A 14686-nucleotide genomic window follows, 5' to 3' on the forward strand; every position below is an offset into this window, starting at 1 on the left:
AGGATCATTGTGAGAACGGCGCTGAAACATGTCAAAGATTTGCTGAAACGTTTCGAGTCCATGAGCCGACAAGGACGGCCTGTAATGCCGGAACGCCGATGAACTTTTCATGCCGATGAGCCGCACGCCCGGCGCCCTGGGGAACGCGGCGACGTGGCGGCCCCTCCGGAGCCGTCCGGGAGCGAAAGTCCCGGACGGCTCCGGAGCCCATGAGCCCGATCAGGCGGGGACCTTGTCGAGGAAGCCGTACACGTTCCGGATCCGGCCGTCCTCGGCGAGCGCCACGACGTCGAAGCCGATCACGACGGGCTCGGCCGCGCCTTCCGCGCCTTCCGGGCCGAGGTGCCAGGTGAAGCGCGCCGTGTCGTGGTGGCCGTCCACGGGCCCGCCCAGGGTGAACACGAACCCGGGGAACATCTCCTGCGCCCCGGCGATCACCGCGGCGATCCCGTCGTGCCCGGTGACGGCGGCCAGCGGGTCGGTGTAGCCGCCGTCCTCGGTCCACAGCTCCGCCACCGCCTTCGCCCTGGCCTCGGCGTCGCGCTCGTTCCAGGCGGCGATGTAACGCTCGGCCACGGCGGTGTAGTCGGTCATTGTCCACTCCTTCGGGGATGTCTTCCGTGACGACGCCTGAACGGTGTCACGGAGCCCCGAGGAGAGGCGATTACGCGGGAGGTAAACGCCGCTCCGTATGGACGGATCTCGCCGGTCGTGGCATCCGCGTCGGGACCCAGTAAGGTCTGTGTCCTGATGAGCGCCACTCTTGTCGCGAAGGAACTCGCCGCCGGGCACGGCGACCGTGTCCTGTTCTCGGATCTCGATCTGGTCGTCGCGCCCGGTGACGTCGTGGGGCTGGTGGGGGCGAACGGCGCGGGCAAGTCGACGCTGTTGCGCCTGCTGGCCGGCCTCGACACCCCCGAGCACGGCGGCGTACGGCTCAGCCCGCCCACCGCCAACGTCGGCCATCTGCCGCAGGAGCCCGAACGGTGGCCTGGTGAGACCGTCGCCGCCTTTCTCGCCCGCCGGACCGGGGTCGCCGCCGCGCAACGGGCCCTCGACGCGGCCACCGAGGCGCTCGTGAGCGGCGATCCCGGGGACGCGTACGCCGAGGCCCTCGATCGCTGGCTCGCCCTCGGCGGCGCCGACCTGGAGGAGCGGGCCGCGGAGGTGGCCGCCGACCTCGGGCTCACGGTCGGCTTGGAGCAGGAGATGACGTCCCTGTCCGGCGGCCAGGCGGCCCGGGTGGGGCTGGCCTCGCTGCTGCTCAGCCGTTACGACCTGTTCCTGCTCGACGAGCCCACCAACGACCTCGACCTCGACGGCCTGGACCGGCTCGAACGCTTCGTGACGGGACTGCGCGCCGGGACCGTGGTCGTCAGTCACGACCGTGAGTTCCTCGCTCGTACGGTGAACAGGGTGGTCGAGCTCGACCTGGCCCAGCGGCAGGTCCGCGCGTACGGCGGCGGCTACGACGCCTACCTGGAGGAGCGCGAGGTCGCCCGCAGGCACGCGCGCGAGCAGTACGAGGAGTACGCCGAGACCAAGGCGTCCTTGGAAAGCCGCGCCCGGGTCCAGCGCGCCTGGATGGAGAAGGGCGTCAAGAACGCGCGCCGCAAGGCCACCGACGGCGACAAGATCGGGCGGAAGTTCCGCACCGAGGCGACGGAGAAGCAGGCGGCCAAGGCCCGGCAGACCGAGAGACTGATCGAGCGGCTGGAGGTCGTCGAGGAGCCGCGTAAGGAGTGGGAGCTGCGGATGGAGATCGCCGCCGCGCCTCGCTCCGGGGCCGTGGTCGCGACGCTGCGCGGCGCGGTCGCGCGACGCGGCGCCTTCACGCTCGGGCCCGTCGACCTGCAGATCGACTGGGCGGACCGGGTCGCGATCACCGGCGCGAACGGCTCGGGCAAGAGCACCCTGCTCGGCGTGCTGCTCGGCCGGATACCCCTCGCCGAGGGGACGGCGGCGCTCGGCCCGGGCGTGGTCGTCGGCGAGGTCGACCAGGCCCGCGCCCTTTTCGAAGGCGACGAGCCGCTGCTCGACGCGTTCGGCGCGCTCGTCGACCTGCCGCCCGCCGACGTCCGCACAGTGCTGGCCAAGTTCGGCCTGCGCGCCGACCACGTGCTCCGCCCGGCGGCCACGCTGTCGCCGGGCGAGCGGACGAGGGCGGCCCTCGCTCTCCTTCAGGCCCGTGGGGTCAACCTGCTCGTCCTGGACGAGCCGACCAACCATCTCGACCTTCCGGCGATCGAACAGCTGGAGTCCGCGCTCGCCTCGTACGCGGGGACCCTGCTGCTCGTCACCCACGACCGGCGCATGCTGAAGGCCGTCCACACGACACGCCGCGTCGTCGTCGAGGCCGGCCGGATCCACGAAGGCTGAAACCCCCGCAGCGCTCGCGGTTCGACCCGTGGCGACGACGTGCAAGGGCCCACGAGGAGGCCGACGGCCGGGCTGAAGGATCGTAGGGCGGATGGCCACCCGCCCTACGATCCTCGGTCAGAGGCCCAGGGTCTCCTTGCGCAGGTGGGTCTTGAGGACCTTGCCTCCGGGGTTGCGCGGCAGTTCGGCCTCCCTGAACCAGAACCTCACCGGCACCTTGAACGCCGCGATGCGGCCGCGCAGGAACTCCTGGAGCTCCTCGCCGGTGGCGTCGGCACCCTGCTTGAGCCGTACGACCGCGCCGACCTGCTCGCCCAGCTCGTCGTCCGGGATGCCGATCACGGCCGCGTCGTCCACCGCGGGGTGCTCGAACAGGGCGGCCTCGACCTCGGCGCAGTAGACGTTCTCGCCGCCCCTGATGACCATGTCCTTGGCCCGGTCGACGATGTAGACGTAGCCGTCCTCGTCGATGCGGGCCAGGTCGCCCGTGTGCAGCCAGCCGTCCACGAACGTCTCCGCCGTGGCCTCCGGCCGGTTCCAGTAACCCATGATCACGATCGGCCCGCGCATGCACAGCTCGCCGACCTCGCCGGGCGGCAGCTCCGCGCCGAGCGGGTCGCAGATCTTCACGTCCACGACGGCGAGCGGCAGCCCGATGCTGTCGGGCTTGGCCAGGTAGTCCCCGCCGCTGTTGTAGATCGCGAGCGCCGTCGTCTCGGTCATGCCGTACCCGTTGGCGGGCGTGCGGTTGGGGAGCGACTCGGTGATCCGCTCCAGCAGCTTCGGCGGGGCCGGGGCGCCGCCGTACGAGATGGAGCCGAGCGAGGAGATGTCGTGCTTGTCCAGGTCGGGGTGCGACAGCAGTTGCCAGGCGTTGGTCGGCACGCCGCTCATCACGGTGACCTTCTCGCGCTCGATGAGCTCCAGGGCCCTCTTGGGGTCCCACTTGTACATCAGTACGAGCCCGCCGCCGCTGAACATCGTGGTCATCAGTACGGCGAAGCATCCGGTGACGTGGAAGAGGGGCACGGTCAGCAGGGTGATCCTGCGCTTTTCCGCCGCCGCGGCCACGTCCCTGCCGGCCATGGCCACCGTGCGCATCATCGCGTACGCAACGGTCATCGGCGCCTGACCCAGGTTGCGGTGGCTGCCGAGGGCGCCCTTGGACCTGCCGGTGGTGCCGGAGGTGTAGAAGATCGTGGCGGGGTCGTCGGGGCCGAGCTCGACCTGCGGCAGCGTCACGTCGGGCCGGACCTCGCCGAGGACCTCGGCCCAGTTGGCCCCCTCCCCGCGGGTGACGATCATCGGCAGGCCGCTGCCGGCCATCCGGGCGGCGCGCTCGCCGTCGGCGATCACGACCTTGGCGCCCGAGTCGCTCAGGCCGTACTCCAGCTCCTGCTCGGTCCACCAGGCGTTGAGTGGCACGGCCACCGCCCCGGCGGCGAGCACGGCGGAGAAGGAGACGATCCACTCGGGGTAGTTGCGCATCGCCACGGCCACGCGGTCGCCCTTGCGCACGCCGTAGTCGTCCACCAGGCGGTTGGCGAGCGTCGCGGCCAGCCGGAAGTGCTCCTCGTAGGTGATGCGTTCGTCCTCGTAGACGACGAACACCTTGTCCCCGTGGAACCGGGTGATCTCCAGGAGGGCCCGGAAGGTCGCGGGAGCGTGCTTCCACGCCCGGATCTTGTGACCGCCGACCTCGACCTCTTCCATCTCGAAGAGCTGCCCGGGCGCCGTGAGCTGGGCCTGGACCTGTTCGTTCGTGATCGTCATGCTGGCGCACTCCCGGATTCGTTCGTTAACCGGAGGTTTCACGATACCGACCGGTAGGTACGTCGGCTAGATGTCCATCCCTCGGAACGCTGCTTGCATGCTCATGCTTTGCGATGCATACTCTCTACACCAGCAAGAACATGAGGTCCGCTGCATGATCATGCAGAGATCGCGAAGGATCGGGGGGCGCGGATGAGGGCGGCGATCGCCGGAGCCAGCGGCTACGCGGGAGGAGAGCTGCTCCGTCTGCTGCTCGGACACCCCGCCGTCGAGATCGGCGCGCTGACCGCCGCGTCCAGCGCGGGCACCAGGCTCGGCGCCCACCAACCCCACCTGCCGTCGCTGGCCGACCGGGTGATCGAGCAGACCACCCCCGACGTGCTCGCCGGTCACGACGTCGTCTTCCTCGCCCTCCCGCACGGTCAGTCGGCCGCGGTCGCCGCCGAACTCGGCGACAGCACGCTCGTCGTCGACTGCGGCGCCGACTTCCGGCTGACCAGCGCGCAAGAGTGGACAGCATTCTACGGCGGCGTCCACGCCGGCACGTGGCCCTACGGCCTGCCCGAGCTGCCCGGTCAGCGCGAGGTCCTGCGCGGCGCCCGGCGCATCGCCGTCCCCGGCTGCTACCCGACGGCCGCGACGCTGGCGTTGTTCCCCGCCTTCGCGGCCGGGCTGGCCGAGCCCGACGTCGTGGTCGTCGCGGCGAGCGGCGCATCCGGAGCCGGCCGGGCGCCCAAGGCCAACCTGCTCGGCAGCGAGGTCATGGGCTCGGTCAGCGCGTACGGCGTGGGCGGGGTGCACCGGCACACCCCGGAGATGGAGCAGAACCTGTCGGCGGTCGCCGGTCGGCCGGTCCGGGTGTCGTTCACGCCGACCCTCGCGCCGATGAGCCGCGGCATCCTCGCCACCTGCACGGCTCCCGCCGTCTCCGGCGTCACCCCCGCCGCGGTCCGGGAGGCGTACGAGACGGCTGTGAAGGACGAGCCGTTCCTCCACCTGCTGCCCGAGGGGGTCTGGCCGGCGACCGCGATGACGGTCGGGGCCAACACGGCGGTCCTGCAGGTCGCCCTCGACGAGCGGGCCGGTCGGATCGTCGCCGTCGTCGCCATCGACAACCTCACCAAGGGAACCGCGGGGGGCGCGATCCAGAGCGCCAACCTCGCGCTCGGCCTTCCGGAAGAAGCCGGCCTTCCCACCGATGGAGTCGCCCCGTGAGCAAGAGTCCCCTTGGAGGAGCGCGCATGAGCGAGCGAAGCGTTAAGCACAGCGGGATTGGCGAGGGGGCGGCATGAGCGTCACCGCACCGCTGGGCTTCCGCGCCGCGGGAGTCGCCGCCGGGATCAAGAGCGGCGGTGCCCGCGACCTGGCCCTGGTCGTCAACGACGGCCCCTCGCGCGCCGCGGCCGGCGTCTTCACCCGCAACCGCTTCAAGGCCGCGCCCGTCCTGTGGTCGGCTCAGGTCCTCAGCGGCGGCCGGGTCAGGGCGGTCGTCCTCAACTCCGGCGGCGCCAACGCCTGCACCGGCCCGCTGGGCTTCCAGGACACCCATGCCACCGCCGAGAAGGTGGCGGAGGTCCTGGACGACTCCGCGGCCGAGATCGCGGTCTGCTCCACCGGCCTGATCGGCGAGCGGCTGCCGATGGACGCGCTGCTCGGCGGCGTGGGGATCGCGGCCGCCCAGCTCAGCCGCGACGGAGGCCTGGCGGCGGCCGACGCGATCCGGACCACCGACACCGTCAGCAAGATCTCCTTCCGCCGAGGCGAGAACGGCTACATGGTGGGCGGCATGGCCAAGGGCGCCGGGATGCTCGCGCCCGCGCTCGCCACGATGCTGTGCGTGCTGACCACCGACGCCGACCTCACGTCCGAGGAACTCGACACGGTGCTGCGCAAGGCGACCTCCGTGACGTTCGACCGGCTCGACACCGACGGCTGCATGTCGACCAACGACACCGTGCTGCTGCTCGCGAGCGGCGCGTCGGGCGTGCGCCCCGACCTCGCCGAGTTCGAGAAGGTCGTCACCGCCGTCTGCGCGGACCTGGCCCGGCAGCTCCTGGTCGACGCCGAGGGCGCCTCGAAGGCGATCGCCATCGAGGTCGTCGGCGCGGCGTCGGAGGAGGACGCGGTGGCGGTGGGCCGCGCGGTCGCCCGCTCCAACCTGCTCAAGTGCGCGATCCACGGCGAGGACCCCAACTGGGGCCGGGTGGTCAGCGCGGTCGGCACCACCGACGCCGTGTTCGACGCCGAGCGGGTCAACGTGGCGGTCAACGGCATCTGGATCTGCCGCGGGGGCGCGGCGGGAGACGACCGCGCCAAGGTCGACCTGCGGCCCCGCGACGTGACGATCACCATCGACCTGTCCGCCGGCCCGCACACCGCGACCGTGCACACCACCGACCTCACGGCGGCGTACGTGCACGAGAACTCGGCGTACTCGTCATGAGCGTCAGGCGGAACGGCGCACTGGACAAGGCGCACACCCTGATCGAGGCGCTGCCCTGGCTGGCGCGCTTCCACGGCGCGACCGTCGTCATCAAGTACGGCGGCAACGCGATGACGGAGGAGCACCTGCGGGCCAAGTTCGCGGCCGACGTGGTGTTCCTGCGTTATGCCGGCCTGCGGCCGGTGATCGTGCACGGCGGCGGCCCGCAGATCCAGTCGCACCTCGACCTGCTCGGGATCGACAGCCACTTCGTTTCCGGGCTCCGGGTGACCACACCCGAGGCGATGCAGGTCGTCCGGATGGTCCTGGTCGGCCAGGTCAACCGCGACGTGGTCGGGCTGATCAACGGGCACGGGCCGTTCGCGGTCGGTATGTCCGGCGAGGACGCCCACCTGTTCACCGCCGAGCGCAAGCACGTCGTCGTGGACGGCGTCAAGGTCGACATCGGCCAGGTCGGGGAGATCGTCCGGGTCGAGGCCGGAGCCGTGCGGGCCCTGCTGGACGACGGCCGCATCCCGGTGGTGTCGTCCGTGGCCCGCGGCGAGGACGGCGGGATCTACAACGTCAACGCCGACACCGCCGCGGCCGCTCTCGCCGTGGCGCTCCAGGCGTCGAAGCTCATCGTCCTCACCGACGTCGAGGGGCTCTACGCCGACTGGCCCAACAGCGAGGAGGTCGTCAGCCGCATCGGGGCGTCCGAACTCGCCGCGTTGCTGCCCTCGCTGTCCAGTGGCATGGTGCCGAAGATGGAGGCATGCCTGGCCGCCGTGCGCGGCGGCGTGCCCCAGGCCCACGTGCTCGACGGGCGGGTGCCGCACGCGCTGCTGCTGGAGGTCTTCACCGACGAGGGCATCGGGACGATGGTCGAGCCAGACGACGCCGTTCCGGCGGTGCGAGGCGAGACCGGAGCGACGGCGGACGGCACCGTGAACGGGGAGGTTGCCAGGTGACCACCAACGACGAACTGCGCGGACGCTTCGAAGCGGCGTTCATGCGCAACTACGGGGTGCCGCCGGTCGCCATCGCCCGCGGCGAGGGCTGCGCCGTCTGGGACGTGGAAGGGCGCCGCTACCTCGACCTCATCGGCGGCATCGCGGTGACCTCGCTCGGCCACAACCACCCGGCCCTGGTCGAGGCGGTGTCCCGGCAGGTGGCGACTCTCGCGCACACCTCGAACCTGTTCCTGCACGAGCCCGAGGTGCTGCTCGCCGAGAAGCTGCTCGCCCTGCTCGGAGAGCCGGCGCGCGTCTTCCTCTCCAACTCCGGCACCGAGGCCAACGAGGCCGCAGTCAAGATCGCCATCAAGTACGGCAGGACGCACGGCCGCGGCTACATGGTCGCGACGGAGAACGGCTTCCACGGCCGCACGCTCGGCGCGCTGTCACTGACGGGCAAGCCTGCGATCCGCGACCAGTTCGGGCCGTTCCCGCTCGATGTCCGGTTCGTGCCGTACGGCGACGCGGACGCGCTCAAGAACGCGGTGACCGAGGACTGCGCCGCGGTCTTCCTGGAGCCCACCCAGGGTGAGGCGGGTGTCATCCCACCGCCCGACGGCTACTTCCGCACCGCCAGGGAGATCTGCTCCTCGGCGGGGGCACTCCTCGTCGCCGACGAGATCCAGTCGGCCATCGGCCGCACCGGGCACTGGTTCGCCCACCAGGTGGAGGGGGTCGTCCCCGACGTCCTGACGCTGGCCAAGGGCCTCGGCGGCGGCCTGCCGATCGGCGCCTGCATCGGCTTCGGCGAGGCCGGCGAGGTCTTCGCCAAGGGCGACCACGGCTCGACCTTCGGCGGCAACCCGGTTTCCTGCGCGGCGGCGCTCGCGGTGCTGAACACGATCGAGCGCGACGGGCTGCTCGGTAATGTCGTGAAGGTGGGAGCGCTGCTGTCCGAGGGCATCGCCGCCGTGCGGCATCCCTTGCTGAAGGGGGTGAGGGGACGCGGGCTGTGGCTGGCCGCCGTGCTCACCGCGCCGAAGTCGGCGCAGGTGCAGGCGGTGGCACAGGAGGCCGGATTCCTGGTCAACGCCCTTCAGCCCGACGCGGTACGGCTCGCGCCGCCGCTTGTCATCACCGAATCCGACGTGCAGACCTTCCTCGACGCGCTGCCCGGCATCCTGGAGGCCGCAGATGCCTGAGAACGACCTCGTGAACCCCCTCGCCGGCGCAGGCGCGAGCCAGGCCGCGGACCCGGCGCGAGTCAGACACTTCCTGCGGGACGACGACCTGTCGCCGGAGGAGCAGGCACAGGTGCTCGACCTCGCCGAGGCCATGAAGAAGGACCGGTTCGGCTACCGGCCCTTCGAGGGCCCGCGCACGGTCGCCGTCCTGTTCGACAAGCCGTCCACTCGCACCCGGGTCTCCTTCACCGTCGGCGTCGCGGAGCTGGGCGGCCAGCCTCTGCTCATGGACCTCGGCACCTCCCAGATGGGACGCGGAGAGCCGATCGAGGACACCGCGCGGGTGCTGTCCCGGCAGGTCGCGGCGATCGTGTGGCGGACGGCGGGCCAGGAGCGCATCGAGGTGATGGCGGCCCACTCGTCGGTGCCGGTGGTGAACGCGCTGACCGACGAGTTCCACCCCTGCCAGATCCTCGCCGACCTGCAGACGATCCGGGAGCACAAGGGCTCGCCCCGGGGCCTCACGCTCGCCTACCTCGGCGACGGCGCCAACAACATGGCCCACTCCTACCTGCTGGGCGGCGCCACGGCCGGCATGCACGTCCGGATCGGGGCGCCGGTGGGCTACCTGCCCGACGCCCTGGTCATGGAGCGGGCTGCCGAGATCGCGGCGGCCACGGGCGGGTCGGTCACGGCGGTGAGCGATCCGGAGGCCGCGGTGGCCGGAGCGCATGTCGTCGCGACCGACACGTGGGTGTCCATGGGCCAGGACGGCAAGGACGAGCGGGTCGCCGCCTTCGCCCCCTACCAGGTGAGCACGGCCCTGCTCGGCCTGGCGGACCCGGACGCGATCGTGCTTCACTGCCTCCCGGCGTACCGGGGCTTGGAGATCGCCGCGGACGTCATCGACGGGCCGCAGAGCGTGGTGTGGGACCAGGCGGAGAACCGGCTGCACGCCCAGAAGGCGCTGCTGCACTGGCTGGCGACGCGAGGTGCGGAGGGGTCGTGACCATCCCGCTGACGAAGGCGGCCCGGCACGCACGCATCGTGGAGCTGCTGACCAGGCACAAGGTCCGCTCGCAGCCCGAGCTGGCCAAGCTTCTGGCGGAGCAGGGAGTGGAGGTCACCCAGGCCACGCTCTCCCGCGATCTCGACGAGCTGGGCGCGCTGAAGCTGCGGGCCGACGACGGCACGCTGGTCTACGCGCTGCCGGGTGAGGGCGGAGGGCGGATACCGCTCTACCGGACCGGTGCCGCGAACGGCTTGCCGGAGAACCCGGACGCGCGGCTGCGGAGGATCGCCGAGGAGCTTCTGGTGTCGGCCGAGGCGTCGGCCAACCTCGTGATCCTGCGCACGCCGCCGGGAGCGGCACAGTTCCTCGCTTCGGCCATCGACCACGCGGGCTGGGAGTCCATCCTCGGCACGGTGGCCGGTGACGACACGATCCTCGTCATCAGCCGTGACCCGACCGGAGGGCAGGCGCTGGCGGAAACCCTGCTCAACCTGGCCACCCGCCGTCCGCCCGACGTGACCAGGCACAAGCTCACCGCGGAGGTCCGCGACCACGGCAGTGAGAATCAGGAACCATGACGGAGACGGGCCCACTGGCGGGCGGACTCGGCACGTCGGTGGCCATCCCCTATCTCGCCGGGAGGACCGGTGCGGAGGCCGCCGGGGAAGGGCCTGCCGATCGACGTCAGCCGGAGACCGCCGCACTCGACGGACCACAACGAAACGCGGCCGCGCGGGACGCTCGCCAGGCCTGATTCACCCGGCATACGCCCCGGTTCCGGTGCAGGGACCGGGGCGTACGTCGGCTAAGGTCGCGGATTAGTCCCGCAGCAGGATCCGCGTGAAGGATTCGCGCCGACGGTTCATCGAGATACCGGAAAAGGCGCAAGGATCCACGTACGACGGCCCCGGGCGGGAACGACGCGCGGTCATCTTTTCTGCAGGGACTTGAATATCGGAGGGAGAAAACGGTGGCGGACAACAAGCCGATGCGGCTCTGGGGTGGCAGGTTCGAGGGGGGACCCGCGGACGCCCTCACGCGCCTGTCGGTGAGCGTGCAGTTCGACTGGCGGCTCGCGCCGTACGATCTGCTGGCCTCGCGCGCGCACGCGCGCGTGCTGCACCGCGCCGGGCTGCTGACGCAGGAGGAACTCGACCGCATGCTGGGCGCGCTCGACGACCTCGACCGGGCGTGCCGCAAGGGGGAGTTCCGCCCCACCGTGGCCGACGAGGACGTGCACACGGCCCTGGAGCGCGGCCTGCTCGAACGGCTCGGCTCGCTGGGCGGCAAGCTCCGCGCCGGCCGCAGCCGCAACGACCAGATCGCCACCGACCTGCGCCTCTACCTGCGTGACCACGTCCGTATGATCGTCTCCCGGCTCGTCGAGCTGGAGACCGCGCTGATCAGCCAGGCCGAGGAGAACGCCGACGTCGCCGCCCCCGGCATGACGCACCTGCAGCACGCCCAGCCCGTGTCGTTCGGCCACCAGCTTCTGGCCCACGTCCACGCGCTCACCCGGGACGTGGACCGCCTCCGGGACTGGGACAGGCGCGCGGCGGTCTCGCCGCTCGGCTCGGGCGCGCTGGCCGGGTCCTCTCTCCCGCTCGACCCCGCCGCCGTCGCCGCCGAACTCGGGTTCGACGCCCCCGCGCCGAACTCGATGGACGCCGTCGCCGACCGCGACTTCGCCGCCGAGTTCCTGTTCTGCGCGGCGCTGATCGGCGTGCACATCTCCCGGCTCGGCGAGGAGATCGTGCTGTGGGCCTCGCAGGAGTTCCGGTGGATCGAGGTGGACGACGCCTACTCCACCGGCTCGTCGATCATGCCGCAGAAGAAGAACCCCGACGTGGCCGAGCTGGCCAGGGGCAAGAGCGGCCGGCTGATCGGTTCGCTGATGTCGCTGCTGACGACCCTCAAGGGCCTGCCGCTCACCTACAACCGCGACCTGCAGGAGGACAAGGAGCCGGTGTTCGACGCGGTCGACACCCTGCTCCTGGTGCTCCCCGCCGTGTCGGGCATGGTCTCCACGATGCGTGTGAACAAGGCCAAGCTGGAGGCCAGTGCGCCCGACGGCTTCGCCCTGGCCACCGATCTCGCCGAACTGCTGGTCCGCCGCGGGGTGCCGTTCCGCGAGGCGCACGAGGCCGTCGGCCACCTGGTGGTGTGGTGCCAGGTGAACGACAAGGATCTCGGCGAGCTCACCGACGACGAGCTGGCCAAGGTCTCCCCGCACTTCGCCGTCGACGCCACCGGTGCGAGCGTCCGTGACGTGCTGAACGTGCACGGCGCGCTGGCCGCCCGCAGCGCCTTCGGCGGCACCGCGCCCGACCGGGTCCGCGACCAGATCGCGAACCTCCGGGAGGTCGTCGACGGTCAGGCGGCATGGGCGAACGAGAGCTGATCGAGGAGGTCGCGGGCGCCCCGCTCGGCCGCGACTTCTTCGACCGCCCTTCTGACGTGGTCGCCCCCGACCTGCTCGGCCGCGTGGTCGTGCACGGGTCGGTGGCGGTGCGGCTGAGCGAGGTCGAGGCGTACGGCGGGCCGGGGCAGGACCCGGCCTCCCACACCTACCGGGGACGCACTCCGCGCAACTCGGTCATGTTCGGGCCGCCGGGGCACCTCTACGTCTACTTCACGTACGGCATGCACTACTGCGCCAATCTGGTGTGCATGCCCGCGGGCACCGGTTCGGCCGTACTGTTACGCGCCGGCGAGGTGATCGCGGGAGTGCACACCGCGCGCGTCCGGCGCATGCCGCACGCCGACGGCCCGGACCTGGAAGGGCTGGTGCGGCGCATTCCAGACCGCGACCTCGCGCGTGGACCGGCCCGGCTCACGGTGGCGCTCGGCCTGGTCCGGGAGCACAACGGGACGGACTGCTGCTCCGGCGGCCCCATCCAGGTGCACGAGGGCCGGCCCGTGCCGTCCGGCCAGGTCAGGACAGGTCCTCGCACCGGCGTGTCGGCGGGCGCCGATACGCCCTGGAGGTTCTGGATCGACGGCGACCCCACCGTCTCGCCGTACCGTGCGCACGCTCCCCGGCGCCGAGGCCGCGCCACGAGCTGACGCGAAGGTATGAAGTGGCGATAAGGTTCCGTGATCAGGCAGGCTTGTACGGAAGCCCGTACTTCCACCATTCGATAAGCGAAAGCCACGACCGTGACCGCAACTTCAGGCAACCTCGTGCCGACGTCGGAGATGGCTGACATCCTCGACGAGCTCGAGTGGCGCGACGTGATCGCGCAGACGACCGACATCGACGCGCTGCGCAAGGCGCTGGCCGACGGTCCGATCACCGTTTATGCGGGCTTCGACCCGACCGCGCCCTCTCTGCACGTGGGCAACCTGGCCACGCTGCTGATCCTGACCCGCTTCCAGCGGGCGGGCCACCGGCCCATCGGCCTGGTCGGAGGCGCCACCGGTTTGATCGGCGACCCGAGCGGCCGGAGCACCGAGCGGACGCTGAACTCCAGCGACATCGTCGCCGAATGGGTGTCGCGAATCCGGGTGCAGGTCGAGAAGTTCCTGTCGTTCGACGAAGGACCGACGGCGGCCACGCTGGTCAGCAACCTCGACTGGACCGCGAATCTGTCGGCGATCGACTTCCTCCGGGACGTCGGCAAGCACTTCCCCGTCAACCGCATGCTGGCGAGGGAGTCGGTGTCCGCCCGGCTGGCAGGTGAGGGACTCAGCTACACCGAGTTCAGCTACCAGATCCTTCAGGCCAACGACTACCTGGAGCTGTACCGGCGGCACGGATGCACGTTGCAGCTCGGCGGCAGCGACCAGTGGGGCAACATCACCGCAGGTGTCGATCTGATCCGCCGGGTCGAGGGCGGTCACGTCCACGCGCTCACCGGCAAGCTGATCACCAAGGCCGACGGGACCAAGTTCGGCAAGACGGCAGGCGGGGCGATCTGGCTCGACCCCGCGCTGACCTCGCCGTACGCGTTCTACCAGTTCTGGCTGAACGCCGACGACCGCGATGTCGTGCGGTTCCTGAAGGTCTTCACCTTCCGGACACGGGAGGAGATCGAGGAGCTGGAGAAGGCCGTGGCCGAGCGGCCGGCGGCTCGCGAGGCACAGCGCGCCCTGGCCGAGGACCTGACCACTCTGGTGCACGGCTCCGACGAGCTGGCCCGCGTGATCGCCGCTTCGCGCGCGCTGTTCGGGCAGGGCTCACTGGCCGAACTCGACGCCCGCACGCTGGAGTCCGCTCTCGCCGAGGTGCCCAAGGCGGTCGTGCCCACCCTGGGCGCGCCGTACGTCGAGCTGCTCGCGCAGAGCGGCCTGGTGGAGTCGAAGTCCGCGGCGCGCCGGGCCGTCAAGGAGGGCGGCGCGTACCTGAACAACACGAAGATCACCGATGAGGAGTACGTGCCCTCGGCGGACGACCTCCTGCACGGCCGATTCCTCGTGCTGCGCAGGGGCAAGAAGACGGTCGGCGGCATCGAGGTCGCCTGACCTCCCGCACTGACCTTCCGCGCATCGGCAGCCGCCTCGGTCCCGGACCGGGGCGGCTGTTTCATGGCCAAGAGTTGTTGTGACGAAGGTAACAATCGTATGGCGTCGAGGGTGGCAGACGCCGGAAGTACCCGTCTGACCTAGGGTTTCGGCCATCTCGGCGTGATTTGACGGCCGGGTCGGCGTTGCCTAATGTTTTCTTCGCCCCCGGGGAGTGCGGGACGCCGACAGGCGGCCGGACCCGGCGGGCAAGCCACTCTGACAGCCATCCAGACGAGGCGTTCGCGTCGAGTCCGGGTCGTTCGTGGCGCGGTCAGACCGAAAGGTTTGACACGAGGCGGGCGAGGGTTTAGTATGGAGTGGTTGCCCCGAGAGGGGTGGTCACTCTAACAAGAGCATCGGCCGAGATCGTATGGCCCTCCAGGTCTGCGATGCGGCGATCGTCGTGGAGTCGGCCGAACGGAAGTCATCGCCCTGGATCTCGGGACCCTTCGGT

Annotated in this window: 12 protein-coding genes; 10 read left to right on the forward strand and 2 right to left on the reverse strand. The window is 70.9% G+C overall.

Annotation, left to right across the window (positions count from 1 at the left end):
- Window positions 1–219 precede the first annotated feature (219 nt).
- Window positions 220–594, reverse strand: a complete 375-nt coding sequence (locus Msi02_RS19155) for a nuclear transport factor 2 family protein (protein ID WP_204049606.1) — start codon at window positions 592–594, stop codon at window positions 220–222.
- 156 nt (window positions 595–750) lie between these two features.
- On the opposite strand from Msi02_RS19155, the gene Msi02_RS19160 reads away from it, so the two are divergent.
- Window positions 751–2379, forward strand: a complete 1629-nt coding sequence (locus tag Msi02_RS19160; protein ID WP_204049607.1) for an ABC-F family ATP-binding cassette domain-containing protein — start codon at window positions 751–753, stop codon at window positions 2377–2379.
- Window positions 2380–2496: 117 nt separating this feature from the next.
- Here the strand turns inward: Msi02_RS19160 and Msi02_RS19165 are convergent, their stop codons facing one another.
- Window positions 2497–4152 carry a class I adenylate-forming enzyme family protein gene (locus Msi02_RS19165; protein ID WP_204049608.1) on the reverse strand — a complete coding sequence of 552 codons (1656 nt, stop codon included), beginning with the start codon at window positions 4150–4152 and terminating at the stop codon, window positions 2497–2499.
- 192 nt (window positions 4153–4344) lie between these two features.
- On the opposite strand from Msi02_RS19165, the gene argC reads away from it, so the two are divergent.
- The 9 genes from argC (at window position 4345) to tyrS (ending at window position 14190) form a co-directional block, all read left to right on the forward strand.
- On the forward strand, window positions 4345–5367 hold the full coding sequence (gene argC, locus Msi02_RS19170; RefSeq protein ID WP_204049609.1) for an N-acetyl-gamma-glutamyl-phosphate reductase: 1023 nt from the start codon (window positions 4345–4347) through the stop codon (window positions 5365–5367).
- A 73-nt stretch (window positions 5368–5440) separates the two neighbouring features.
- Window positions 5441–6595: a bifunctional glutamate N-acetyltransferase/amino-acid acetyltransferase ArgJ gene (argJ, locus tag Msi02_RS19175; protein WP_204049610.1), complete on the forward strand. Its 1155-nt coding sequence runs from the start codon at window positions 5441–5443 to the stop codon at window positions 6593–6595.
- Window positions 6592–7545, forward strand: a complete 954-nt coding sequence (gene argB / locus Msi02_RS19180) for an acetylglutamate kinase (protein ID WP_204049611.1) — start codon at window positions 6592–6594, stop codon at window positions 7543–7545. The genes argJ and argB overlap by 4 nt, the downstream gene beginning before the upstream one ends.
- Window positions 7546–7586: 41 nt before the next feature.
- Window positions 7587–8732: an acetylornithine transaminase gene (locus tag Msi02_RS19185; protein ID WP_239108524.1), complete on the forward strand. Its 1146-nt coding sequence runs from the start codon at window positions 7587–7589 to the stop codon at window positions 8730–8732.
- On the forward strand, window positions 8725–9723 hold the full coding sequence (gene argF / locus Msi02_RS19190) for an ornithine carbamoyltransferase (protein ID WP_204049612.1): 999 nt from the start codon (window positions 8725–8727) through the stop codon (window positions 9721–9723). Before Msi02_RS19185 ends, argF begins: the two co-directional genes overlap by 8 nt.
- Window positions 9720–10304, forward strand: coding sequence for an arginine repressor (locus Msi02_RS19195; protein WP_079320739.1), 585 nt, complete (start codon window positions 9720–9722; stop codon window positions 10302–10304). The genes argF and Msi02_RS19195 overlap by 4 nt, the downstream gene beginning before the upstream one ends.
- A gap of 410 nt (window positions 10305–10714) precedes the next feature.
- Window positions 10715–12127 (forward strand): argininosuccinate lyase, encoded by a 1413-nt coding sequence (gene argH / locus Msi02_RS19200; RefSeq protein WP_204049633.1) that lies wholly within the window; start codon window positions 10715–10717, stop codon window positions 12125–12127.
- On the forward strand, window positions 12109–12792 hold the full coding sequence (locus tag Msi02_RS19205; protein ID WP_204049613.1) for a DNA-3-methyladenine glycosylase: 684 nt from the start codon (window positions 12109–12111) through the stop codon (window positions 12790–12792). Before argH ends, Msi02_RS19205 begins: the two co-directional genes overlap by 19 nt.
- Before the next feature lie 132 nt (window positions 12793–12924).
- Entirely contained in the window at window positions 12925–14190 is a 1266-nt protein-coding gene (tyrS, locus tag Msi02_RS19210) for a tyrosine--tRNA ligase (RefSeq protein ID WP_204049634.1), read from the forward strand.
- Window positions 14191–14686 lie beyond the last annotated feature (496 nt).

It is taken from the genome of Microbispora siamensis (genome assembly GCF_016863095.1).
GTDB classification, from domain to species: domain Bacteria; phylum Actinomycetota; class Actinomycetes; order Streptosporangiales; family Streptosporangiaceae; genus Microbispora; species Microbispora siamensis.